Origin of the sequence: Methylobacterium aerolatum (assembly GCF_022179085.1) — a bacterium.
In the GTDB taxonomy this organism is placed as follows: Bacteria; Pseudomonadota; Alphaproteobacteria; order Rhizobiales; family Beijerinckiaceae; genus Methylobacterium; species Methylobacterium aerolatum.
This window is the reverse complement of the sequence record NZ_BPQE01000013.1, coordinates 25,026-48,162: the sequence shown is the minus strand read 5'-3', so window position 1 is coordinate 48,162 and position 23,137 is coordinate 25,026. Positions and strand designations below refer to the sequence as shown.

General features: G+C 71.1%; 20 protein-coding genes. 9 read left to right on the top strand and 11 right to left on the bottom strand.

From position 1 onward, the window contains the following. Positions 1–13: 13 nt before the first annotated feature. The 4 genes from MFF06_RS09755 to MFF06_RS09740 all read right to left on the bottom strand — a co-directional run bounded on the left by MFF06_RS09755 (position 14) and on the right by MFF06_RS09740 (position 2,219). On the bottom strand, positions 14–103 hold the full coding sequence (locus tag MFF06_RS09755; protein WP_017484418.1) for a K(+)-transporting ATPase subunit F: 90 nt from the start codon (positions 101–103) through the stop codon (positions 14–16). 220 nt (positions 104–323) lie between these two features. Then, the gene (locus tag MFF06_RS09750) at positions 324–839 is read right to left on the bottom strand and encodes a hypothetical protein (RefSeq protein WP_238203299.1); all 516 of its coding nucleotides are present in this window, start codon (positions 837–839) and stop codon (positions 324–326) included. Between the two features lie 28 nt (positions 840–867). Continuing rightward, entirely contained in the window at positions 868–1,797 is a 930-nt protein-coding gene (locus tag MFF06_RS09745) for a sugar kinase (RefSeq protein ID WP_238203298.1), read from the bottom strand. Between the two features lie 158 nt (positions 1,798–1,955). Continuing rightward, complete coding sequence (locus MFF06_RS09740) at positions 1,956–2,219, bottom strand: hypothetical protein (protein ID WP_238203297.1); 264 nt, start codon at positions 2,217–2,219, stop codon at positions 1,956–1,958. A 185-nt stretch (positions 2,220–2,404) separates the two neighbouring features. Here MFF06_RS09740 and msrA point away from each other — a divergent pair, with 185 nt between their 5' ends. Then, complete coding sequence (gene msrA / locus MFF06_RS09735) at positions 2,405–2,923, top strand: peptide-methionine (S)-S-oxide reductase MsrA (RefSeq protein WP_238203295.1); 519 nt, start codon at positions 2,405–2,407, stop codon at positions 2,921–2,923. Between the two features lie 393 nt (positions 2,924–3,316). Further along, entirely contained in the window at positions 3,317–3,562 is a 246-nt protein-coding gene (locus MFF06_RS09730; protein WP_238203292.1) for a hypothetical protein, read from the top strand. 25 nt (positions 3,563–3,587) lie between these two features. On the opposite strand, the gene MFF06_RS09725 is transcribed toward MFF06_RS09730, so the two are convergent. Beyond that, positions 3,588–3,800, bottom strand: a complete 213-nt coding sequence (locus MFF06_RS09725; protein WP_238203290.1) for a hypothetical protein — start codon at positions 3,798–3,800, stop codon at positions 3,588–3,590. A gap of 724 nt (positions 3,801–4,524) precedes the next feature. Here MFF06_RS09725 and MFF06_RS09720 point away from each other — a divergent pair. Continuing rightward, on the top strand, positions 4,525–5,169 hold the full coding sequence (locus MFF06_RS09720) for a septal ring lytic transglycosylase RlpA family protein (RefSeq protein ID WP_238203288.1): 645 nt from the start codon (positions 4,525–4,527) through the stop codon (positions 5,167–5,169). A 40-nt stretch (positions 5,170–5,209) separates the two neighbouring features. Here the strand turns inward: MFF06_RS09720 and MFF06_RS09715 are convergent, their stop codons facing one another. The 4 genes from MFF06_RS09715 to MFF06_RS09700 form a co-directional block, all read right to left on the bottom strand. Next, entirely contained in the window at positions 5,210–6,802 is a 1,593-nt protein-coding gene (locus tag MFF06_RS09715; protein WP_238203286.1) for a gamma-glutamyltransferase family protein, read from the bottom strand. Positions 6,803–6,961: 159 nt separating this feature from the next. After that, on the bottom strand, positions 6,962–7,768 hold the full coding sequence (locus tag MFF06_RS09710) for a universal stress protein (RefSeq protein ID WP_238203284.1): 807 nt from the start codon (positions 7,766–7,768) through the stop codon (positions 6,962–6,964). Positions 7,769–7,816: 48 nt separating this feature from the next. Beyond that, a complete protein-coding gene (locus tag MFF06_RS09705) occupies positions 7,817–8,029 on the bottom strand; it encodes a hypothetical protein (protein WP_238203283.1) in 213 nt (70 codons plus the stop codon). Between the two features lie 134 nt (positions 8,030–8,163). Then, a complete protein-coding gene (locus MFF06_RS09700) occupies positions 8,164–11,982 on the bottom strand; it encodes a PAS domain S-box protein (protein WP_238203282.1) in 3,819 nt (1,272 codons plus the stop codon). 445 nt (positions 11,983–12,427) lie between these two features. Between MFF06_RS09700 and MFF06_RS09695 the strand changes: the two genes are divergently transcribed. From MFF06_RS09695 to MFF06_RS09675, 5 genes are all read left to right on the top strand, one after another. After that, positions 12,428–13,330, top strand: coding sequence for an SMP-30/gluconolactonase/LRE family protein (locus tag MFF06_RS09695; protein ID WP_238203281.1), 903 nt, complete (start codon positions 12,428–12,430; stop codon positions 13,328–13,330). 279 nt (positions 13,331–13,609) lie between these two features. Continuing rightward, positions 13,610–14,614: a 2-keto-3-deoxygluconate permease gene (locus MFF06_RS09690; protein ID WP_283207261.1), complete on the top strand. Its 1,005-nt coding sequence runs from the start codon at positions 13,610–13,612 to the stop codon at positions 14,612–14,614. A gap of 1 nt (position 14,615) precedes the next feature. Further along, positions 14,616–15,860, top strand: coding sequence for a four-carbon acid sugar kinase family protein (locus MFF06_RS09685; RefSeq protein ID WP_238203280.1), 1,245 nt, complete (start codon positions 14,616–14,618; stop codon positions 15,858–15,860). Then, positions 15,857–16,858, top strand: coding sequence for a 4-hydroxythreonine-4-phosphate dehydrogenase PdxA (pdxA, locus tag MFF06_RS09680; RefSeq protein ID WP_238203279.1), 1,002 nt, complete (start codon positions 15,857–15,859; stop codon positions 16,856–16,858). The genes MFF06_RS09685 and pdxA overlap by 4 nt, the downstream gene beginning before the upstream one ends. A 59-nt stretch (positions 16,859–16,917) precedes the next feature. After that, positions 16,918–17,676, top strand: coding sequence for a DeoR/GlpR family DNA-binding transcription regulator (locus tag MFF06_RS09675; protein WP_238203277.1), 759 nt, complete (start codon positions 16,918–16,920; stop codon positions 17,674–17,676). A 148-nt stretch (positions 17,677–17,824) separates the two neighbouring features. On the opposite strand, the gene MFF06_RS09670 is transcribed toward MFF06_RS09675, so the two are convergent. Further along, entirely contained in the window at positions 17,825–18,256 is a 432-nt protein-coding gene (locus tag MFF06_RS09670; RefSeq protein ID WP_238203275.1) for a YybH family protein, read from the bottom strand. Between the two features lie 253 nt (positions 18,257–18,509). Here MFF06_RS09670 and nhaA point away from each other — a divergent pair, with 253 nt between their 5' ends. Beyond that, positions 18,510–19,712, top strand: a complete 1,203-nt coding sequence (gene nhaA, locus MFF06_RS09665; protein WP_238203257.1) for a Na+/H+ antiporter NhaA — start codon at positions 18,510–18,512, stop codon at positions 19,710–19,712. Between the two features lie 73 nt (positions 19,713–19,785). Here the strand turns inward: nhaA and MFF06_RS09660 are convergent, their stop codons facing one another. Continuing rightward, the gene (locus MFF06_RS09660; protein WP_238203256.1) at positions 19,786–22,800 is read right to left on the bottom strand and encodes an autotransporter outer membrane beta-barrel domain-containing protein; all 3,015 of its coding nucleotides are present in this window, start codon (positions 22,798–22,800) and stop codon (positions 19,786–19,788) included. Between the last annotated feature and the right edge of the window lie 337 nt (positions 22,801–23,137).

Sequence of the window (23,137 nt, the reverse complement as noted above, 5' to 3'; positions counted from 1 at the left end):
CCGTCAGCGCCGCTCAGAACCGCTCGGGGCGGACGAGGGCGTAGGTGAGGTAGACGAGGAGGCCGGCCGTCACGAGGGCGCCCAGCGCGAGGTCGAGGGTCATGGCGGTGTGCCTCAGAGGCGGTCGCAGAGCGCGACGTAGCCGGCGGTGAGCGCGAAGAACGCGAGGCCCCCGGCGGTGAAGAGGAGATCGGGCATGGTGGTCGGTCCGGTTCGGCGGGCCGGACGCGGGGAGCCGCGACCGGTCCCGGCCGATGCGGACGATGGCCCGGAACCGCGTTAGGGTTCGAGACGGGACGGAGCGGGATCTTATAAGGATTCCATCAATACCGGCGCGTCAGCGGGCGCCACCCTCGTCCGCGATCGTCCGGCCGATCGCGGCGCAGGCGGGGTGCGGGACGGCCACCGGTTGCGCGGAACGCGTCCTCCGGGAGCGGTCGCGGCCATGCGGTCAGGTCGATCAGCCCCGCCTCATCCTGGACCGCGAAGCGGATCGCGCCGCCGCCGGAGGCGATGTGGGCGGTCTCGACTGGCGAAAGCCCGGTGGCGCCCGGCGTCTCCGCCGCGAGCAGGCCGACCAGCATCTCCGAGACGCGCCCCGCCCCGCGGTCCGCCGCGATGGTGGCGACCATGTGGCCGCCCTGCCGGAGGAAGGTCACCCGCCGTCCGTCCCGGCGACGGAGCATGGCGTTCGCGAGGGTGCGGCCCAGATGGCCGCGGACGATCTGCACGTTCTCCTGCGCGGCGAGCCTGCGGGCGCCCCGGGGCATCATCGCCGTGGCCTGGAGCGATTGGACAAGCAGGAGGGCGACCAGCCCCGCCAGGGTCGGGGGAACCACCATCTCCGCGAGGGTGAAGCCAGCCTCCTCATCGGCCCGCCACCGGCATCGCCTCCCGGGGAATGATGGCTCCGGCGTGGCGGATCACGCAGGCCGCCAACCCGTGGCCGGCGAGCGCGGCGGCGGCGGGGGCCTCGCCCGCCAGTCGCGCGGCGAGGTAGGCGGCGGCGAAGCTGTCGCCCGCGGCGGTGGTGTCCACGGGGACCACCGGGGCCGGGATGGGGACCATGTCCTCGACGCCGGCATGGCGCACGAGGCAGCCCGGTTCGGCGAGTTTCACCACGGCCTCGGTCACCCCGAGTTCGCACAGCCGCGCCGCGAGCCGCGACGCCGTGGTGTCCTCACCCATCTGCCGGACGTCGTCGATACCGGCGAGGACCGTGTGGCAGAGCGGCAGAACGCGGGCATAGGTCCGCATCGCCTCCTCGCGGTCGGGCCAACCCCGGGGGCGGAAGTTCGTATCGAAGACGACGCGGCGCCCGGCCGCTCGGGCGTCGGCCAGGGCCGCAATCAGCCGCTCCCGGGCCTCGGCCCCAAACAGCGAGAGGGTGATTCCCGAGAGATACAGCACGTCGGCCGCCAGGAGCGCGGTCCGCACCGCCGCGACATGGGGCGGATCGAAGATCCGGCGCACCGGCGCGCTGTCCCGCCAGTGCAGGAACCGCCTCTCGCCGGACTCGTCCGTCTCGATGATGTAGAGGCCGGGCAGGCAACCGGGCAGCCGCAGGACGTGCCCCGTCCCGATGCCCTCCGCCTCCCAGGCCCTCACCATGTCGGCGCTGAAATCGTCGTCGCCCAGGGCGGTGACGTAGGAGGTGGAGACGCCGAGCCGTGCGAGGTACAGGGCCGTGTTGAGCGTGTCCCCGCCGTAGGAGCGGGCGAGCAGCCCGTCCGGCCGGGTGCGCAGCTCCACCATGCATTCGCCGAGACAGGCGACGCTCGGACCCTCACCCGCCATCACGTCGCCGCTCCGCTCCGACGGGCCGAGACCGCTGCCTCAGTGAAGTGTCGCACTCACTCGGTTCCTGCGTGCCCGCACGAACGTATTGTTTTTGCACCAATCGACCAGTCCCGGCCGACGCTCGCAAAGACGGGGGTGGCGTCCGATCCAGAACCCTAGCGGCACTGTTGGTCGAGCATCTTCGCGATGTCGAGCCCGCCGAGGGACATGCCGCGCTTGAAGGGCGGCCCGGGGGAGATCCGGACGCGGCCGGTATCGCTGAAGAGTTCGAGGGGCTGCTTCACGCTCCATGATCCGTCGGGATTGTGCGTGAAGCGCGAGCAGTCCATCTCCATCTGGCCCGTCGGCTGCTGCGCCTGGACTGGCGCCGCGAGCAGCACCCCTGCGACAAGGCTGAAAAAGGCAGATCGCGACAGCATGAACCGGTCTCCGGTGCGCGGCGGACGATCATCAGGGTAGGGGCCTCCCGTGCGAAAGCCAGACGGGGTTCCGGGGCTGCGACCGCCACACCCTCGCCGGCGCGCGATTTTGTCCGCCCGCCTGACAAGCGCCGTCTGCGGCACCATATCCGGCTGAGACGCGCAACGATCGACGGATGATGACGATGCAGACGCAGACGGCAGTGCTGGCGGGCGGGTGCTTCTGGGGGATGCAGGATCTGATCCGGCGCCAGGAAGGTGTTGTGTCGACCCGGGTCGGCTACACCGGCGGCGACGTTCCGAACGCGACCTACCGCAACCACGGCACCCACGCCGAGGCGATCGAGATCGTCTACGACCCGTCGCGCACGAGCTTCCGGCGCCTGCTGGAATTCTTCTTCCAGATCCACGACCCGACGACGCCGAACCGGCAGGGCAACGACCGCGGCCTCAGCTACCGCTCGGCGATCTTCTACGGCGACGAGGAGCAGCGCCGCGTGGCGAAGGACACCATCGCCGACGTCGACGCCTCTGGCCTCTGGCCGGGCAAGGTCGTGACCGAGGTGGCGCCCGCCGGGCCGTTCTGGGAGGCCGAGCCGGAGCATCAGGATTACCTGGAGCGCCGCCCGGACGGCTACACCTGCCACTTCATCCGGCCGAACTGGGTGCTGCCCGCGCGGGCCGCCGCAGCGCAGGACGCCTGAGGCGCGACCGGACCCCTTCGAGCCGTCTCGATCGGGGACCGGCGCCGACGCGTCGCATCCCTCCGGCCCGCCACGCGTTGGTGCCGGCTCCCGCTCGAGGGAGCCTATCCGGGGGGCCTGCCACCATGTCCGACACACCGCGTCCTGACGATCCGCTGCCGCCCATCGGCGATCCGCCGCCCGATCCGGTCCCGGCGCCCGATCCGGCGCCTCCCATCGGCGATCCGCCGGGCGAGCCTCCGGCGCCGCAGCCGCCGGGTCCGATCAACCGGGCGTGACGGGGCGGGCGCTCCGCGTTTCCGGCGCGGGGCGCGGCGCGCCCTGCGTCACCGGCGGCCGGGACCATGCCGTGCCGCCGGCGTTGTCGCGTACGGTCACGCTGACGGAGTCCCCATGCTGAATCCCTTTTACGCCGCGTTCCTTCTCGCCGTCGAAGCGCAGAAGGTGGTGGAGTTGCGGCTCGTGCGGATCGCGTGGGGCGGGGCCGAGGCCCAGGCCGAGATGGTGTCCATGGTCGAGGAGAAGGTCTTGGCCGCGATGGAGGCGACCAATACGCTGATGACCGGTGGCAGCGCCGGGGACGTCCTCGCGCGCTACCGGGAACTGGTCGCCGACAACACCCGCCGGCTCACCGCCTGAGAGCGTTCCGTCCCGGCACCGCCCGTCACGCGACGGGCGGCGGCGCCCCGGCGCCCTCTACGAGATACCGCATGAACAACTCGCTCGTGGCCCGGTCGGCATAGGCGTCGATCGTCTCGGCCGGAAGCGGCGGCACCAGCGATGTCATCGGGCGGCCTTCGAGCAAGCCATCGATCTCCCGCGGCATCAATCCGGCTTCCGTCGCCTCGCGAAGTGCCGTCTCGCCGTAGGGATCCATTGAAACTCCTCGCTTCGCGTGTGGCGACGGGCTGGGACTCGGGAGGCCCGGCCGCGCGGCGGTATCGGGCGCCCTGGGGCACGGGGGCGCCGATACAACCAGGGGATTGGGTTAGGCCCGGACGGCCCCGGAAACCGCGACAGGCGCGGTGCGACCCGGCGGTGACGGACGGATCTTCGGGAGCCACCCGTCCGGTCGGCGCCGCTGTACAACGTGAGATAGTGCGCTGGGCGGCGATGTCACTGGTTGCCGTCTACCGGTAGGCCGCTTTTATTGCGGATCGGCGCGCGAAAAGGAAGGATGGCGCGGCCTTGCGAGACGTTGTCCCGTCTTCCCGGCCTGTGGGGAGCAGGGTGTGGCATCGACGTCATGCCGAATGTTTCAGTTTGTTGCCCGAGTACATCCCGGCGGCCGTATTCGACCGAGTCGGCTCTCGTGCCTCGATTATCGCTTCTCTGAGCTTGTATGGACGATCATGGATCCACGGCCGGGCCGGCTCGATCCGCTCGCCCACGGCTCTCGCAATATGATCCAAGCCCTGCCGGAAATGCCAGGCTTGTCTTCGCTGGTTGGTCTGAGCGCAAATTACGCAGAACAACAGTCTTGGTGTGCGATACGGAACCGAATCAACAGTCGTGATTTGTCGGTCGTTCGGACGGTTCAAGTCGGGGCAGGCGCGATGATCGGGGAAGCTTGGCGGAGACGGGGTCGGCTGGTTCACGGCATGCTCGCCACCGCCGCCGGCTGGTGTGCCGGCCCGGGAATCGCGCTGGCGCAGACGGCGGAGGTGGATGCACCCGTGAGCCGTCCGGCCCCCGCCTTCACCTACAGGGAGCTGACATCGAGGCTCCCCCCGCCCTCGCCGGTCCCGGTGAATGCCGATGCCGGGGCAGACCGTGGCGAGACCTCCGCGCTCAGCCTCCCCACCCGGTCGCGATCGCCGCTGTCCGATGCCTCGCCCGCGCCCGGTCCGGCCGGCCTGATGGGCCGCTTCGGCGAGGCGGTGGCCGCCGAGCCCGCGCGGGCGGGCCTCACGGTCATCCCCTCGGAGCGCGAGCAGCCCCGCGACGCCGCGGCGAGACCGATCGGAAGCGGGCGGGCGAGCTGGTACCAGCACCCGGGGAAGACCGCGAGCGGTGAGCTCTTCGATCCGAACCGGCTCACCGCCGCGCACCACAGCCTGCCCTTCGGCACGAAGGTGAAGGTGGTGAACAAGAGGAACGGCCGGTCGGTCGTCGTCGAGATCACCGACCGAACCAACGAGCGCACCAAGACGAAGCGCGACTACGCGATCGACCTGTCGCGGGCCAGCGCCAGGAAGATCGGCCTCGACGGCATCGGACAGGTGGCCCTGTACAGGGTCGACTGACGGGCGCGCCGGACCGGGCTGGCGTGCGCCTCCCGGATCGTCAGAAGCCGCCCGTCTGGCCGTCCTTGCGGGGGTCCGACCCGCCCACGTATCCGTCCTGAAGCCGCCGCACGAGCTGGGCGCCGCCGAAGCCGAAGGCGGAATCCGGCGGCTCGCGGATGAGTTCGTGGCCGAGCGCCTCGAGTCCGGACAGGACCGGGGCCGGGAAGCTGACCTCGACCGCGACCTGCTGGCCGGCCACGTGGCGCCAGCGCGGCGCATCCGCGGCGGTCTGCACGTCCTGGCCCCAGAGCTGCGTGCGCACGAGGATCTGCAGGTGTCCCTGGGCCTGGATCGGACCGCCCATGCAGCCGAAGGCCATCAGCGGCGCGCCGTCCTGCATGACGAATCCGGGAATGATGGTGTTGAACGGACGCTTGCGCGGGCCGACCCTGTTGGGGTGTCCCTCGGCCAGGGTGAAGCCGAAGCCGCGGTTCTGGAGGCTGATGCCGGTTCCCGGCACCACCACGCCCGAGCCGAAGCCCGCGTAGTTCGACTGGATGTAGGACACCATCATGCCCTCGGCGTCGCCGGTGGCGAGGCACACCGTGCCGCCCTCGTGCGGCGCGCCGGCCCCGAAGACCTGCGCCCGCGAGCGGTCGATCAGGGCGGCGCGTCTGGCGAGGTAGGCCGGATCGAGCAGGTGGGCGGGGGTGACGCGGGTCATGTGACGCGGGTCGGCGGCGTAGGCGTAGACATCCGCGAGGGCGAGCTTCATCGCCTCGATCTGCAGATGGAGCGCGGCGGCGCTGTCCACCGGCAGGTCCTCGATCCCGGCGGCCTGCAGGATTCCGAGCGCCATCAGCGCGGCGATGCCCTGGCCGTTCGGCGGGATTTCGTGCAGGCTCGCGCCCGCGAAATCCTGACTGAGGGTGCCGCACCAGTCGGCCTCGTGCGCGGCGAGGTCGTCCTCGGTGAGGGCGGCCCCGTGCCGGCGGGCGAAGTCGGCCATCGTCTCGGCCAGCGCGCCGCGGTAGAACGCCTCGCCGCGCGTCTCGGCGATGGCGCGGAGCGTGCTGGCATGGCCTGGCGCGCGAAAGAGCTCCCCCGCCGCCGGGGCACGGCCGCCGGGCATGAAGGTCTCGGCGAAGCCCGGCTGGTCCTTCAGCTCCGCGGCCCCGCGCCGCCACAGCTCCGCAATGACCGGCGTGACGAGGAACCCGCCCTCGGCATAGCGGATCGCCGGCTCGAACAGCGTTTCGAAGGGGAGGCGGCCGAAGCGGCGGGACAACTCCACCCAGGCCGAGACCGCCCCCGGCACCGTGACGGTGTCCCAACCCCGCACGGGGAACGTCGCGTGGCGGGCGTAGCGCTCCGGCGTCCAGGCCGCGGGTGAGTGCCCGGAGGCGTTGAGCCCGTGGAGTTCTCCCTCCGCCCACAGGACGCAGAAGGCGTCCGATCCGATGCCGTTGCCCGTCGGCTCGACCACCGTGAGGGTGATGGCGGCGGCGATGGCGGCATCGAGGGCGTTGCCGCCCCGCTCCAGCATCACCAGTCCCGCCTGGGTCGCCAGGGGCTGCGACGTGGCCACGAGGTTGCGGGCGAAGACCGGGGAGCGACGCGACGCGTAGATCGCGTCATGGCGGTATGTCATGGCCTGCACCCTCTGGAGCGACGAGCGTCCTTCGCCGCGACCATAGCAAAACCCTCCGGCCCCATCGCGGATTATCGCGCAGACACGGCGTCGCCCGATGACGTCACCTCCCTCGCCGCGACGGGGCGGCCGGGCGGCCCCGGGATGACGCATGCGGCCTCAATGACTGAGGAGGCAGCAGATCGGGCAGGCGTTCAGGAGGTCGCGGGTGACGCCGCCGAAGGCCCATTCCCTCAGGCGGGAATGGCCGTACGCCCCGGCCACGAGGAGGTCGGCGGCCTCATCGCAGGCAAGCTCGATCAGCGCCTCGGCGGTGGACGCACCCTCCGGCGGTCGCGTCGCGGCCACCGCCTCGACGTCGTGCGCCGCGAGGTAGCGGATCAGCGGTGTCGGATCGCGGGGGCGCCCCTCCTCGATCGTGCAAACGACGACCTTTGCGGCCCGCTTCAGGAACGGCATTGCATCGGTCACGGCACGGCGCGCCTCGCGGGTGTCGCGCCAGGCGACCGCGACGCGCCGCGCGTCCAGATGGTCCACCCGAGGGGGCACCACCATCAGCGGCCGACCAAGATCCATCACCAGGTCGCCCGGATGGGCCGACAGGTGTCGCAGCCCCCCGGGATCGGGGCGACCGGTGACGACCAAGCCCGCGCGGGCGGCCTGGCGCATGACGAAGGACAGGGGATCGTCGATGTCCGACGCCCACTCCCGACTGCTCCACTCCGCCGCCGCCACCTCGAACAGCGCATGGGCGTCGGCCAGGCCGAGCAGGCAGGACTCCTGGAGAAGGGTGAGCGTGCGGGCATCCACGACCGGCCCCCCGGCGGGCTGGATGCAGGGCGGCATCCGGGCGGATACCCCGAGCAGCCCGCTCCCGAAGGCGTCGGCGAGATGGCCCGCGATGCGCACCCGTCCGTGGGCGCCCTCCTCAGTGTCCACCGTTACCAGGATCGTGCCGTAGCCCATGTCGGCCTCCCCGTGGGGTCGCCTCAGCCGGACCCCGGCGTCCGGAGTTCAGGAAAGAAGGAAGAGCAGACCGGTCAGCACCGCCGAGGCGGCGACCGCCAGGCCCAGGGCCTGGAGGCTTCCGAGGGCTCGATACCGGTACCCGTCCTCGATCACGCCTCCGGCACCCGCAGCCACGGGCACGGCGCGCACGGCGGAACCGCGCGGCATCCGGACATCCCGCACCACCGTCACCGAGGTGACACCCACGACTGTCGACATCGCCATCTCCCTGTCTCGAACACGGGAGCATCCTGGCGAAGCCGCGGGGCGATGCCTTGATTTAGCGCAAGGATCGCGCATCCGCCGGGCGCCGCGCCGCCACCGTCGGGCGGGGCCGCCCGAGGGGCGGCCCGTCACGCGGGGCGCGGCGCGGCCTCGTCCCGCGGGGGCGTCATGTCCCGGATCAGCGCCTCGACCGCGCCCTCGGCGCTCGCGGCCAGGGCGCGGGCGGCCTCCAGGGTCGCCGCGTAGGCCTCGACGCCGTCCCGCGCGACCCTTGCCTCGTCGAAGCCCTCGACCTCGCGGCAGGCGTCCGACAGGGACGTGAAGCCGATCATCGCCGACGAGGCGCAGAGGGTGTGGGCGCTGCGCCGATGCGCGGCCCGCGACGCCGCGCTGCCGGACTCGCCCCGGAAGCTCGTGCTCAGTTCGGTCGTGAAGATGGCGAGCACCTCCCGCAGGCGGGTCGGCGACAGGGTCCGCCGGGTCGCGAGGTATGTCGTCCGGTCGAGGCCGGGATGGAGCACGCCCCCGTCCGACCCGCCGGCCGGCAGGAGGCGGGCGACGGTCGCCAGCAACTCCGTCCGGTCGAAGGGCTTGCCCACATGGGCGTCCATCCCCGCCGCCCGGTAGGCCTCGATCTGCTCGGGCAGGACGTTGGCGGTCATCCCTACGACCGGCACCCAGGCGGCGGGGGCGGGGAGCGCGCGGATCGCGCGGGTGGCCGTCATCCCGTCCATGCCCGGCATCTGCACGTCCATGAGGACGAGGTCGAACCGCTCGGCCTCGATCGCCGCGACGGCGGCGGCGCCGTCGGCGACGGAGCGCACGGAATGGCCCGCCCCGGCCAGCACGGCCTCGGCCAGCTCCCGGTTCACGCCCGAGTCATCGACGAGGAGGAGGCGCCCCCGGCGGGACGGCGGGGCCGTCGCGACGGTCTCTTCCGCCGAGGCGGGGGCGGTCGGCGGCAGGCGGATCGTGAAGGCGAAGGTCGATCCGGCGCCCGGCTCCGACGTGACCTCGACCGTGCCGCCCATGAGTCCGACGAGGCGGTGGCAGATGGCGAGGCCGAGGCCCGTGCCGCCGTAGTCCCGCTGGATCGAGCCGTCGAGCTGGCTGAAGTGCCGGAACAGCCGGTCGCGCTTGTCTGCGGGGATGCCGATGCCGGTGTCGACGACTCGCATCGCGATCCCCTCGCCCGAGGGATCCTCGCCCGGCGCGACGGCGAGGGTCACGGAGCCCGTTGCCGTGAACTTCACCGCGTTGTTGAGCAGGTTGAGCAGGACCTGCCTGAGGCGGTTCTCGTCGCCCAGGACCCAGCGCGGGAGCGCGGGATCCACCCGCAGGTGCAGGGCGAGTTGCTTGGCCTCGGCCGACCCCCGCACGATGGCGATACAGTTGTCGAGGAGCGGATGCAGGGCGAAGGGCCGCTCCACCAGCTCCACCGCGCCGGCCTCGACCTTGGAGAAGTCGAGGATGTCGTTGACGACGGTGAGGAGCGCGGCCCCCGAGGACCGCACGAGGTTCGCCTGCCGCCGGGTGGCGGGGTCGAGGCGCCCCGACGCGAGCATCAGGTCGGTGAAGCCGAGGACGGCGTTGAGCGGGGTGCGGATCTCGTGGCTCATGGTGGCCAGGAAGTCCGTCTTGGCCCGGTTCGCCCGATCGGCCTCGGCCTTGGCCGCAATCAGGGCGATCTCCGCCTCCTTGCGGGCCGTCGTGTCGAGGGTCAGCCCGAGGACGCGGACCGTCCTGCCCGCGGCGTCGGTCTCCACCCGGCCGCGCGCGTTGATCCAGCGGAGGCCGCCGTCCGGCAGGGGCACCCGGAACTCTGTGGTGTAGCTGCCGCCATGCGCGACGGCGCGGGCGAGGTCCGCGAGCACGTGGGGGACGTCGTCGGGATGGGCGAGGGCGCGCCACTCCCGTTCGACATCGATCTCGACCTCCCGGTCGGGCAGCCCGTGCTGGCGGGCGCATTCGCCCGAGAGCAGCACCCGGCCCGTCGCGACGTCGTAGCTCCAGATGCCTGCTTCGGCGGCCCGCATCTCGGCCTTGTGCCGGTAGCGCTCGCTCAGGTCGATGGCGATGCCGAGGTAGCCGAGGTCCTGCCCGTCGTCGGAGCGCAGCAGGCTGACGCTGAGGAGCACCGGCAGCCTCTCGCCCCCCTTCGTGACGTAGGTCCACTCGCGGGTCTCGGGCCGCCCCTGCCTGGGACGCGTGACGAAGACGTCGATGCCGGGCGCGACCGGCGTGCCCGTTTCGGCGGAGAGCACCTCGGCGCCGCGCGCGACTTCGTCGGGGTCGTGGAATGCCGCCGGGCTCATCCGGCCGACGACTTCCTCCGCCGCGTAGCCGAGCAGGCGCTCGGCGGCCGGGTTGAACAGGGTGACGGTCCCCCCGAGGTCCGTGGCGATGACCGAGTGGCCCGCGTATTCGACCACGGCGCGCTGCAGGGCGGAGCTGGCCCGGAGGGCGGCCGTCCGCTCCGCCACCTGCCGTTCGAGCGTGGCGTTGAGGGTCCGGATCTGCTCGTCGGCGGCGACCTGCTCCGTGCTGTCGCGGATCACCGTGGCGACGCCGATCACGTGCCCCTCCGGCGCGCGGATGGGGGCGACGCTGACCTGCACGGGGAAGAGGGTGCCGTCCCGCCTCTCGCGCCAGGAGGCGAAGGGTGGGGTCGGCTCGCCCCGGCGCGCCCGCAGCAGGCACCACCGTTCCTCCGCCTGGAAGCCGGAGGGAATCATCACCTCCGCCGCCTGCCGGCCCACCGCCTCCGCCGCCGAAACGCCGAACAGGCGCTCCGCCGCCGGGTTGAAGTCGGTGATCACCCCGTCGAGCGTCTTGCCGACCATGGCGTCCTGCGCGCTCTCGACGATGGCGGCCAGGCGGCTGTTGTCGGCCGCCGCCGCCCGCTGCACGCGGTGGCCGTAGGCGCGCATTGCCGTGAGGCAGGCCAGGAGACCCGTCAGCGCCACCACGGCGAGGGCCGGGCGGAGGGGCGGCAGGAGACCCAGTTCCGCGACGAGGGCGGGCTTGGCCCACGTCGTGACGTGCCATTCGCGGCCGTAGACGGCGATCGACGTGGTCCGGGAGAGGCCGGGTACCGCCCCGTCCGGCGCGTCCGAGGCGAAGAACTCGCCCTCGCCGGACCCCGTGTCCCGGATGCCGACGGAGACGGTGCCGTGCCCGATGTTCAGCCCCGCGAGCATCTCGTCGATCACGAGGGGAGCGTAGGCCCAGCCGACCGTCGCAGCCCTCCGGTCATCGGGCCCATCGGCCTTCGCGGCGGTCCTGAGGACCGGGAGGAGCAGGAGGAACCCCCGCCCGTTCAGGCCGGATGCCTGGACGAGGGTGATCGGGGCGGTGAGGACGGCCTTCCCCGTCTCCATCGCGAGGTCTGCGGCCGCGCGCCGGTGTTCCTCGGAGGCCACGTCGAGCCCCAGGGCCGCCGCGTTGCGGTCGTGCGGGGAGACGAACTCGATGACGTAACGATCCCCGTCCTGCGGCGAGAGTTGCCGGAGCGCGAAGGCGGGATCGCCCTCGGTCCGCGCCCGGCCGAGGAAGGTCGCCTCGTCGCGGCGCGCCACCCGCCGGATGAAGCCGTATCCCCTCATGCCCGGGAACTCGGTATCGGCGTCCCGGCTCTCGGCGTAGCGGTCGAACTCTTCCTTCGTGACCACATCGACGCCGACCGCCGCGATCGCCCCGCGGACCCCGCGCAGGGCCTTCTCGTACAACGCCATCCGCTCCCGGATCGCGGAGACGGCGTGATCCGCCATCTGCACGTAGCGGGCTTCGGCGAGCTGATCGTTGCGGAGTTGGGTGAGCCACGCGGCGCAGACCGCGAGGGCGACTCCGGCGATCAGGACGGCCACCGTGGTCCAGGCCGAAGGCGCGACACCGCGCCTCCGGGCGATCCGCTGGAGCGCCCGCGCCCGGAGGCGGCGGGCGATCACGACCGCGATCCCCGGATCACGACGCCCGTCCGCCGCGCACCGATCCCGTCCGCATTCTCGCGCCTTGCGTTCGCGCCGATCCGTGTTCCAGGCGAGACGCAGCATGGATCGACGGGGCGGCGACTTTCCTTCATTTGAAATACCGCATCGGTCTAACACATATCTTCTTAATAGTCCGGATGTCTATCTGGAGCGTTATCTTTCGCCGTTCTCTATTTTATTGCATTGACCGGAAAAATAGCATTCGACCGGTCCGAGCCACGGCACGGCCGGAGCCCCGGCGCCGGGCTTCGCCGTCGGTGCGGGAACCGCCGCGAGGTCCTGTGTTTAAGTGATCGACACCACGTCGCAGGGGAGGCCGGGCCGTGACGCAGGAGACCGCGCACCTCCGCAGCAGGGAGTCGAGATCCGCCCCGCTGCGCTCGCGGTCACGGGGGATGCGGCCGTGAGCGACTACGATGTCCTCGATCCTCGCTTCGCCCGCCTGATCATCGGTCATGCCAAGCTGGAGCGTCTGTGGACCGGCGGCCGCTGGACGGAGGGGCCGGTCTACGTTCCGGCCGCCAAATCCGTCCTCTGGTCCGACATCCCCAACGACCGGCTGATGCGCTTCGACGAGACAGACGGGTCGGTCTCCGTCTTCGAGTCGCCCTGCGGGTATCAGAACGGGCATACCCTCGACCGCGAAGGCCGGGTCATCGCCTGCGAGCACGGCGGACGCCGGGTCTCCCGCCTCGAGCATGACGGGCGATGGTCGGCCCTGGCCACCCGGTTCGAGGGCCGCCGCCTCAACTCGCCCAACGACGTCGTCGTCAGGTCCGATGGCAGCATCTGGTTCACCGACCCGACCTACGGGATCGACAGCCACTACGAGGGCGAGGCGGCCGAGAGCGAGATCGGCCACGCCCACGTCTTCCGCCTCGATCCGGCCACGGGCGGGCTCACGGCGGTTGTCAGCGATATGGTCCGGCCCAACGGCCTGGCCTTCTCGCCCGACGAGCGCACCCTCTACGTCGCGGAGACGGGCGTCACCCATGTGCCCGGCCTGCCGGTGGTCATCCGTGCCTATCCCGTGGCGGACGGACGGCTGGGGCCGGGCCGGGACTTCGCCGTGAGCGAAGCGGGCCTGTTCGACGGGTTCCGCTTCGACCGGGAGGGCAACCTGTGGACCTCCAGCGCCGATTCCGTCCGGGTCTACGCGCCCGACGGCACGCAGATCGGCCGCATCCGTATCCCCGAGATCGTCTCCAACCTGTGCTTCGGGGGGCCGAAGCGGAACCGGCTGTACATCACCGCACAGACCTCGCTCTACGCCATCTACGTCAAGGCCCACCCGCCCGGCTGTTAGGGCCTTCCCGGTCGGCCCTGGATCGAAGCGCTCCCCGTTCCCGCAATCGCGGCGAAGCGATCGAGGGAGCCGTCCCGTCCTCAGGCGTCCCGCTGCCCGGATTGCCTCGCTCCGCCCGCACCGACGACGAAGAATCTGTGCGGCTCCGGCGCATGATTGCGCACAATGCGCATAATAATTGACTGAATGCGCGTATTGCGCAAAAAATGTTAAGGAGCCTCGATCGGCCTGGCGGGCCGCAGAACATAATTGCTCAAACCATGCAGGGAGGACGCGGCGATGCAATTGCCGATCAAACGGACCATTGACCGCGTTCCGGGGGGCATGATGGTCGTCCCCCTCCTGGCCGGCGCGCTGATTGCCACCTTCTTTCCCGGCACGCCGAAGTTCTTCGGATCGTTCACGGGTGCCCTGTTCTCCGGTGCGCTGACGATCCTCGCGGTGTTCTACGTGTGCATGGGCGCCAGCATCGATTTCCGGGCGACCCCGTACATCGTGAAGAAGGGCGGCACGCTTCTCGTCGTGAAGGTCGGGATCGCCCTCGTCCTCGGCCTGGTCTTCGGGCGCTTCCTGGGGGAGGCGCCGGTCGCCGCCGGCATGTTCGCGGGGCTGTCGACGCTGGCCATCGTCGCCAGCCTGAACGACACGAACGGCGGCCTCTACATGGCGTTGATGGGCCAGTACGGCCGCCCGCGGGACGTGGGCGCCTACACGATCATGTCCCTGGAAAGCGGTCCGTTCCTCACCATGGTCACCCTCGGCGTCGCCGGGCTCTCGGCCTTTCCCTGGCAGACCCTGGTCGGCGCCATCCTGCCCCTGTTCGTGGGCATGATCATCGGCAACCTCGACCGGGAGATGCGGGACTTCCTGAGCCGGGCGATCCCGGTCATGATCCCGTTCTTCGCCTTCGCCCTCGGCGCGGGCCTCGACCTGACCAAGGTCTGGCAGGCCGGCCTCCTGGGGCTCGCCATGGGCGTCGCCGTGGTGGTGCTGACGGGCATCCCCCTGTTTCTGGCCGACCGCCTGACGGGAGGGACCGGCGTGGCGGGCGTCGCCGCCGCCTCGACCGCCGGAAACGCGGCCGCCGTGCCGGCCATCGTCGCCGCCGCGAACCCGGCCTATGCCGACGCCGCCGGCCCCGCGACGATCCTGGTGGCGGCCTGCGTCGTCGTCACGGCCATCCTGGTCCCGATCGCCACGGCCTGGACATCCAGGATCGTCGGCCCCGGCGCCGACGAGGCGGAGACGCCCGTGGTCGAGCCCGCACCCGCCGGCCGGGCCTGACATGGATCCGCGGTGGCTCATCCTCGCCGACGACCTCACCGGCGCCGCCGACTGCGCCATCGCGTTCCGGCGACGCGGCCGCGCCGCCGCCGTCGTCTGGGGTCAGGCGGCGTGGGACGAGGCCGTCCCGGTCCTGTCCTACGATGCGGACAGCCGCGGTCTCGCCGAGGCCGAGGCCGCGCGACGCCATGCGGCGCTGCTGCGGCAGCTCCCCGGCGAAGGCCGCCGCGTGTTCAAGAAGATCGATTCGACCCTGCGGGGGCAGCCCGCCGCCGAGATCGCGGCGACCCTGGCCCACCTCCGGCGCACCCATGGATCGGCGTTCGGGATCCTCGCGCCGGCCTTCCCGGGCACCGGCCGGACCACGGTCGGCGGTCGCGTCCGGGTGGGCGGGCGCCCGCTGGAGGAGACGGAGGTCTGGCGGCGCGACCATCGCTACGACAGCGCCGACCTCGGCGCGATGCTCGCCACCGCCGGCCTCGCGTCGCGGACGCTGCCGCTGGCGACGATCCGCGACGGAGCGCTGGACGATGCGTTGGCGGAGGCGGGCGCCACGGGCGGCCACATCGCCGTCTGCGACGCCGAGACCGACGACGATCTGCGCCGCATCGCGCAAGCCGGGCTGGCGATGGGAGACACGGCCTTCTTCATCGGCAGCGCCGGGCTGGCCCATGCCCTCGCCGCCGCGCTGCCGCCCCGGGCGGCCGACCCGGTTCGCACCGGGCCGAACGGGGGCGGCACGCTGCTCGTGGTCGGCTCGATGTCGGAAGTGTCCCGGGCCGCCGCCCGGCGCCTCGTGTCCGGCGGCGCCGTCCTGCACCTGCCCGTCACGCCGCAGACGCTCCTCGCGGAACCGCAGGGGCGGGCGGAGCTGGCGACAAGGGTGGCGGCGCGGCTCGCGTCCGGCGACGATGCCCTGGTGGAGATCGTGCTCGCGGGCGAGCCCGACATGAGCCTCGGCCCGAGGCTGGCCCACGCCCTGGCCGAGGCGCTCGCGCCCGTCGCCGGGCGGATCGGCGCCCTCGCCGCCACCGGTGGCGAGACCGCCGCCGCCCTCCTGACACGCCTCGACATCCGGGGCATCCACCTCGCGGACGAGATCGAGCCCGGCGTCTCGCTCGGCCTGACCCTGGGGCGGCTCTCGATCCCCATCGCGACCAAGGCGGGCGCCTTCGGCGACGCCGACAGCCTCCTCCGCATCCGAGACCGCCTGCGCGCAGTGCGAACCGAAGGAAGTCTGACATGACCCGTCCGACCATCGCGATCACCATGGGCGATCCCGCCGGCATCGGGCCGGAGATCATCATGAAGGCCCTGGCCCACCAGGACGTCCACAACCTCTGCCGCCCGCTGGTGATCGGCGATGCCGAGCGCCTGCGGCAGGCGGGCCGCATCGTCGGGGCCGACACCGCGGTCGCGTCGCTGGGCGCGGCGGCCGAGGCCGATTTCGGCGTCAACGCCGTGCAGTGCGTGGACCTGAAATGCGTCCCCGCCGACCTGCCCTTCGGCCGCGTCTCGGCCGTGGCGGGCGAGACGGCCTACCGGTGCATCGCGAAGGCGGTGGAGATCGTACAGGCGGGCGCGGCCCAGGGGATCTGCACGGCGCCCCTGTCCAAGGAGGCGCTGCACGCCGCGGGCCGCAAGTTCCCCGGCCACACCGAGATGCTGGCGCACCTGACCGGCACGCCGGAGGTCTCGATGATGCTGGTCTCGCCCAAGCTGCGGGTGATCCACGTCACCACCCATATCGGCCTGATCGACGCCATCGCCCGGATCGAACCGGGTCTCGTGGAGCGGGTCATCGCGCGGGGGCACGCCGTCCTCGTGAAGGCCGGAATCGCCGACCCGAAGATCGGCGTCTGCGCCATCAATCCCCATGCCGGCGAGAACGGGCTGTTCGGCCACGGCGAGGAGGCGGAGAAGATCGCCCCGGCGGTGGAGGCGTGCCGGGCCAGGGGGTGGGACGTGCGCGGCCCGCTGCCGGCCGACACGCTGTTCTTCCTCGCGGGGCGGGGCGACTACGACATGGTCGTCGCCATGTATCACGACCAGGGCCATGGCCCGATCAAGGTCCTCGGCCTCGAAGCCGGGGTGAACATCACCGTCGGCCTGCCCGTGATCCGCACCTCGGTCGATCACGGCACCGCCTTCGACATCGCGGGCACGGGCCAAGCGGACGAGCGGAGCCTGATCGAGGCCCTGCGGCAGGCAGTGGACCTCGCGCCGAAATCGCTGGCGGCCTGACCTCTGCCCCGGCATTAATCGGCGGCCGCCCGTCGCGGGCGGGGGGAGACGACACCGGGATGCGGGGGACGGAACGCCGTGCGCGGCTCTTGGCGGCGCTGGAGCTCGGCGAGATCGACGTGGACGATCTCGCACGGCGATTCGGCGTCTCGGCCTCTACCGTGCGGCGGGACCTCCAGCACCTGTCGGACACCAAGGCCGTTCGGCGGACTTACGGCGGCGCCATCCTCGCAGGAAGCCCCCTCGAAACCACCCTGGACCAGAGGCTCGCCATCGACGGGCCGGAGAAGCAGGCCATCGCGCGGGCGGCCCTGGCGCTGATCGAGGACGGCGAAACCCTGATCCTGGATGCCGGCTCCACGGTGACGGCCTTCGGCCGCCTCCTCCTGGACCGGCGCCTTCGCATCATCACGAACAACCTTGCGTTGCTACCCTATCTCGCCCGCGCCCCCGGCATCGACCTGATCGTCCTCGGCGGCGGCTTGCGGGCGACGAGCATGAGCACCGTCGGACCCCTGGCCGTCGATGCGCTCCGGAGGCTGACGGCCGACCGCATGGTGACGAGCGCGGACGGGGTCGTGGCGGGACGCGGATTGTGCGAGGCGAGCCTCGATCAAGTCGCCCTCAAATCCGCGATGATGGCGCAGGCCGGCGACATGATCGTGCTCGCCACCGCCGGCAAGCTCGGCCGCGCGGAGCAGATGGCCTGGGCGCCCTTGCCCCGTCGCTGGACGCTCGTGACCGACGCCCGCGCCTCCCAGGCCGCACGGCACGCCTTGACCGGGGCGGGCGCGCGGATCGTCGTGGCGGAGGTCTGACGGGACGCCGGGACGATTCCCGCCGTCCCTGCGGGCGGAGCGAGGCGATCCGGGGCGGCGCCACGCACGATCGGAGGCGGCCCGGATCGCGTCCCTCCGCGCACGGGACGGCGTGGGAAACGACGCAAGGCGGCTTGCGCGCCCGCGGTCAGTTCCAGGTGTGCAGGACCGTGCGCCAAGCGCCGTCGCGCTTCTCCAGAACGTTGACCCAGTTGCCCTCGAACTTCTTCTTGGCGCCGCCCTCGGCCGGGCCGGCCATCTCCCAGCGGCCCGATACGATCAACAGGTTGTCCTTCGGAAGGGCCGTCTTCACGGTCGTCCTGTGGTCCTCCCAGCCCTTTGCTTTGAGGCCCGAGAAGAACGTCCGTATGCCTTCGCCCGATTGCGGCATCCCCTTGGTGATGACGATGGCATCGGAGGTATAGAGTTTGCCCAGGGTTTCCATGTCGCCGCTGTTGTAGGCTTCGTCCCACTTGGTCGCGGCATTTTGAGCGTCGGTTTGCAGCGTATCCGCCAAGACGGAACTTGCGAAGATCGACATCGCGATGGCAACAACAGGAATAGAAATACAACCGCGCATCGTATCCTCCTTTGTTGGTCCGAAAGTTATTGAATTGCTGAAATCGATGCAAGGGTGCTTGTCGGCGGTATTGTAAAATTCAATTTAAGATCATCGGGTGGGATGCACGCCCGGCTTTCCACCCGGGCGGCGGGGCGGATACGGGTTGTGCCCGCGTGATTTCGGTGCGATAGGCCGCCATGGGTGCGCGGTCCGTCGGTCGGGCCGGCAGGTCGAGCGCTGGTCGGGCCGCCAGCGCGGGAGACCCGTGTCCGTGTCATCGCATCACCACGCCGTCCAGCGGACGCGCCGCCGTCCCCTGTCCGCCCTGCGCCACGCCCTGACGAGCGAGGCAGGCGGCGGCCTCGTCCTGATGGGCAGCGCCGCGCTGGCGCTGGCCGTCGCCAACTCGCCGCTGGCCGAGACCTACTTCGCCGCCCTGAAGACCTATCTCGGCCCGTTGTCGCTCCTGCACTGGATCAACGACGCCCTGATGGCGGTGTTCTTCCTGCTCGTCGGGCTGGAGATCAAGCGCGAGGTGCTCGACGGGCGCCTGCGCACGTGGCCCGACCGGGTGCTGCCGGGGCTCGCCGCCCTCGGCGGCATGGCCACGCCCGCCCTCGTCTACGCCGCCGTGAACTGGAACTCGCCCGGAACGCTGCGGGGCTGGGCGATCCCGGCCGCCACCGACATCGCCTTCGCGCTCGGGGTGCTGGCCCTGCTCGGACCCCGTGTGCCGGTCTCCCTGAAGATCTTCCTGACGGCGCTCGCCATCATCGACGACCTCGGCGCCGTGCTCATCATCGCCCTGTTCTACACGGCCGAACTGTCGCTTCCGATGCTGGGCGGGGCCGGGGTGACGCTCGCCATCCTCTACGGACTCAACAGGGCCGGCGTGGCGCGCCTGTGGCCCTACCTGGGTCTCGGCGTCGTCCTCTGGATGTTCGTTCTCGCCTCAGGCATCCACGCGACCATCGCCGGGGTGCTGCTGGCCTTGATCATCCCGCTGCGCCTCAGCGCCGGTAAGCCGGACGATCCGACCTCGCCGCTGCACGTCCTGGAGCACGCGGTCCAGCCCTGGTCGGCCTACCTGATCCTGCCGGTCTTCGGCTTCGCCAACGCGGGCGTGTCGCTGGCGGGGATCACACCGCGGATGCTCCTCGATCCGGTGACGCTGGGCGTGGCGCTCGGCCTGTTCGTGGGCAAGCAGGTCGGCGTGTTCGGCTTCGTGCTCGCCGCCGTGAGGCTCGGGCTGGCGCAGCGCCCAGCCCATGCCGGGTGGTGGCAGGTCTACGGCGTGTCGCTCCTGTGCGGGGTCGGCTTCACCATGAGCCTGTTCATCGGCCTTCTGGCCTTCGCCAAGACCCCCGAACTCGAGGCCGAGACGAAGGTCGGCGTGCTGGTCGGCTCGCTCGCCTGCATGGTCGCCGGCGCGCTGGTGCTGCGCCTCGCCCCGGCTCGCCCGGCCCCGCGCTGAGACGGGACCCGTCGGCAAAATGGCCGGGGCGGAAAGCTCCGCCCCGGCCATGGTCGTCCCCGGAGGATCGGGCTCAGAAGCTGTAGCGCGCTCCGGCTCGTCCGGCCTGGATCGTGTCGGTGGCGGCGATCTCCGCGTCGTAGCTGAGGAAGCCGATCCAGCCCTGGGCGAGGGCGGCGGAGACGCCGGCTCCCACCAGGGCGCGATCCCGGTCGAGGCGCCGCCCCTGGACGAGGAACGGCACCGTCGGCGCCAAGCTGAAGCTCGACTGGATGGTGCGGGCCACGTCGGCGAAGTCGTGAACGTAGGCGCCCTTGATTGCGAAGGTCACCGGAACGCCGTTGAGATCCGCGAAATGCTCCACCCGCGCGCCGATCTGGGACCGCGCGGAGAGGAAGTCCCTGGCCCCGACGTTGAGCGCGAACAGGCCTCCTGTCTCGGTGACCCGGTCCTGGCTGAAGGTCGAGACCTGGAACCCGACGAAGGGCGTCAGCGACGCATCGCGGGCGTAGATGTAGCGGTAGCCCGCCTCGCCGGCCGAGAGGAACTGGTCGCCGGTCAGCTTGCCCCGGGCGCCGCCCGGCTGGAGGGTCTGGAGGCCGGCCAGGGAGCGGTTGAGCTGACCGTCGGCATGGGCGTAGCCCACCGCCGCCGTGGCGTAGAGCGGGCCGCTGGCGATGCCGCCGTAGAGTCCGACCTGGGCGTTGTCGGTGTGGGCGCGCTCGCCCGTTTGCTTCAGGGTGACGTCCACCGAACCGTAGCCGGCGGCGAGACCGATGAAGCTGCCGGTCCCCGGGTGCATGTCGATGCCGGCCGCGACGCCGCCGATGGTCTCGTCGCGCGCCGAGGCGACGGCCGTGCCCGTGACGGTGCCGGTCTGGCCGTAGCCCGTGGCCCACACGCCGTAGCCGCGATTGGTCGTGACGAAGCGGGGCTCCGGCACCGGGCCGCGGTTCGGCACGTCCGCCGCGTAGGTGGCCGGGGGAAGGGTGAAGCCGGTCGCACCGGATTCGAACACACCGGTATAGGCCCGCGCCATGAGGGCGTTGGTGAAGGCCCGGCCCACCCGGAACTGCGGGTCCGCCATCGAGGCGTAGCCCTGGCCCGCGACCCGTTCGAGGATGGCCGAGAGGGCCCGGTCGCTCTGGTTGTCGAGGAAGGTGAGGGCGCCCACGTTGTTGGCGAGCAGGGCATCGAGGCCGCGCGCCACGGCGCGCTGGTTCGGCGTCTGCGCCACCAGGCCGAAGCTCTGCTGCTGCAGGGTCAGGAAGACGTTGTTGGCGTCGTAGGAGGCGACCGGCGCGAGGAGCGTCGGCAGCCCGACCTTCGTGACGAGGTCGAACCGGGTGTTGTCGAAGCCGCCCGTGGCCGTCACCACGGTGTAGCGCGTGCCCGGCGCATAGGCGCCCGCCGCCGCCACGAACTGGAGGGTGCCGCCCAGCGTGGCCGCGCCGTTGACCAGGAGCTTGGAATTGCTGCCGTCGGCCCGTCCGGCGATGGTGAGCTGCGCGCCGCCGTCCTGCTGGTATCCGCCGTTGATCGTGAGCGTGCCGTAGGGCACCGCGGCCGAACCCGGCATGACCACGCCGAAGTTCGAGACGAAGCCGTTGATCTGGCCGTTGCCGGCCAGGGTGCCGCTCTGGCCCACGGTGGTGTCGGCGTTGAGGGTGGAATCGACGGTGAGTGAGCCGCCGTTGATGGCGGCGCCCTGCGAGAAGGTCTGAGTCGTGCCCGCGGAGAGGGTCCAGTCGCCGGCCGTCACCGTGAGGGTCGTGAAGCCGCTCACGTTGCTCGCGAGGGTGCCGCGTCCGCTGCCGGTCGTCGGAGCCGCCGGGGCGGGCCCGTCGTCGTCATCGTCGTCGTCAGGAGCGCCGCCGCCGTTGCCGGCTCCCCCGGCCACGTCCGTCAGGACGAGGCTGTTCGTGCCGAGGCCCCGCGCGGTGATGGCGCCGCCAATCACCGAGGCCGTTCCGAGGGTGATGGTGTTCACCGAGCCCGCAACCTGGCCGGCCGTCCCGACGTCGAGGAAAGAGATGTTGCCGCTGATCGTGCCGTTGTTGGCGATGGTCTGATTGCCCTGGCCGAAGATCAGGCTGCCGTTGATCGTGCCGTCGTTGGTGATCTGCCCGTTCCGGCGGTTGATCACGTTGCTCGCGGCGGTCTGCTGGTCGACATCCGTGATGCGGATGTTGCCGTTGATGACGCCCGTCGCCGTGTTGGTGATGGAGGTGTTGTAGGGCTGGACGGTGGTGCCCGAATAGGTCGCGATGGCGGCCGAGCCGGAGTCGGTGCCCAGGTTCTCGATCGTCCCGCTGTTGACGATCGTATAGGACGAGGCGCGCCCGTTGATGGCGCGGGTGTTGACCCCCGAGGCGGTGATCCGACCCGTGTTGCGGACCGTGAGGGACTCGACGTCGTCGTCGGAATCGATGCCGGCGACGGCTTGGTTCGTCGCGGTGGCCGTGGCGGCGCGGGTCGCCGAAATGGTGCCGCTGTTGACGACGACCAACTCGTCGATGTCCTCGCCCGCATAGATGCCGAGGGCCCGGCCGTTGCCCGCCTGGGTGACGGCGATGGTGCCGCTGTTCACGACTCTGAGGTCGTCGAACTCCGTGCCGGCCGGCACCCCGTCGGCGCCGGTGTAGACGCCGTAGACGCGGAACGTGTTGCCGATCGTCGTGGCCGCCGCCGAGATCGTGCCGGTGTTGTTGAGGGTCACGCCGCTGCCGTAGAGGCTCACCGCGAAGTTGTCGCGGGTGCGCGGCGCGGTGATCGCGATCGTGCCCGCGTTGTTGATCGTGCTGTCGTCGTTCGCGCGCACGGTGGAATAGGCGAGGTTCGCGCCGTTGCCGCCGGTCTGGTTCGAGCCGGTGACCGTCGCGCCCTGCAGGATGTTGACGGTCAGGCCGGTGACGCCGGCGGGCGCGACGAAGCCGGTCGTGGTCGTGTCAGAGCAGGTGACCGTATCGCCGCTGTTGGGAGCGGCGGGGGCGCAGGCGGCGTGGGCGCCGGAGATCGCCGCAGCCCAGACCGGCAAACTCACGAGGAGCGAATGGCGCAGAGTGTCTGCGCGCCCAGGCTTATTCACGGCACGTTCCCCCGATACTGACTCGATCCGTCGAAGCATCTCCTCCGCCGATGGAAGGGCTCCGACCTCAAGTCAGCTCAGATACACATACGTGTCGTATTCGCTCCATACTATTGGACGGGTAGATCTCACAAAATTTTCATCGGTTGCAGGAAAGTAACGGTCCTCCGTTGTGGGGTATTTAGGAAATACTATATGTGACAATTAGGAACGAAAAATAAGCAAGTTTGGCAGGAAGAGGCGGGAGTAATCGGCAATTGAGGCGTGAGGGCCTCGCCGACGCCGTTGCGGGAGGCAGTCGCGACGCTCCGGTCCGCAGCGCGCCGGTCGGGGGACT

Bases quoted from the DNA above. Each gene is read 5' to 3' on its own strand.
- MFF06_RS09755 (WP_017484418.1), bottom strand. From the start codon at position 103: ATGACCCTCGACCTCGCGCTGGGCGCCCTCGTGACGGCCGGCCTCCTC.
- MFF06_RS09745 (WP_238203298.1), bottom strand. From the start codon at position 1,797: ATGGCGGGTGAGGGTCCGAGCGTCGCCTGTCTCGGCGAATGCATGGTG.
- MFF06_RS09740 (WP_238203297.1), bottom strand. From the start codon at position 2,219: ATGCTGTCGCGATCTGCCTTTTTCAGCCTTGTCGCAGGGGTGCTGCTC.
- msrA (WP_238203295.1), top strand. From the start codon at position 2,405: ATGCAGACGCAGACGGCAGTGCTGGCGGGCGGGTGCTTCTGGGGGATG.
- MFF06_RS09730 (WP_238203292.1), top strand. From the start codon at position 3,317: ATGCTGAATCCCTTTTACGCCGCGTTCCTTCTCGCCGTCGAAGCGCAG.
- MFF06_RS09725 (WP_238203290.1), bottom strand. From the start codon at position 3,800: ATGGATCCCTACGGCGAGACGGCACTTCGCGAGGCGACGGAAGCCGGA.
- MFF06_RS09720 (WP_238203288.1), top strand. From the start codon at position 4,525: ATGCTCGCCACCGCCGCCGGCTGGTGTGCCGGCCCGGGAATCGCGCTG.
- MFF06_RS09715 (WP_238203286.1), bottom strand. From the start codon at position 6,802: ATGACATACCGCCATGACGCGATCTACGCGTCGCGTCGCTCCCCGGTC.
- MFF06_RS09710 (WP_238203284.1), bottom strand. From the start codon at position 7,768: ATGGGCTACGGCACGATCCTGGTAACGGTGGACACTGAGGAGGGCGCC.
- MFF06_RS09705 (WP_238203283.1), bottom strand. From the start codon at position 8,029: ATGTCGACAGTCGTGGGTGTCACCTCGGTGACGGTGGTGCGGGATGTC.
- MFF06_RS09690 (WP_283207261.1), top strand. From the start codon at position 13,610: ATGCAATTGCCGATCAAACGGACCATTGACCGCGTTCCGGGGGGCATG.
- MFF06_RS09685 (WP_238203280.1), top strand. From the start codon at position 14,616: ATGGATCCGCGGTGGCTCATCCTCGCCGACGACCTCACCGGCGCCGCC.
- pdxA (WP_238203279.1), top strand. From the start codon at position 15,857: ATGACCCGTCCGACCATCGCGATCACCATGGGCGATCCCGCCGGCATC.
- MFF06_RS09675 (WP_238203277.1), top strand. From the start codon at position 16,918: ATGCGGGGGACGGAACGCCGTGCGCGGCTCTTGGCGGCGCTGGAGCTC.
- MFF06_RS09670 (WP_238203275.1), bottom strand. From the start codon at position 18,256: ATGCGCGGTTGTATTTCTATTCCTGTTGTTGCCATCGCGATGTCGATC.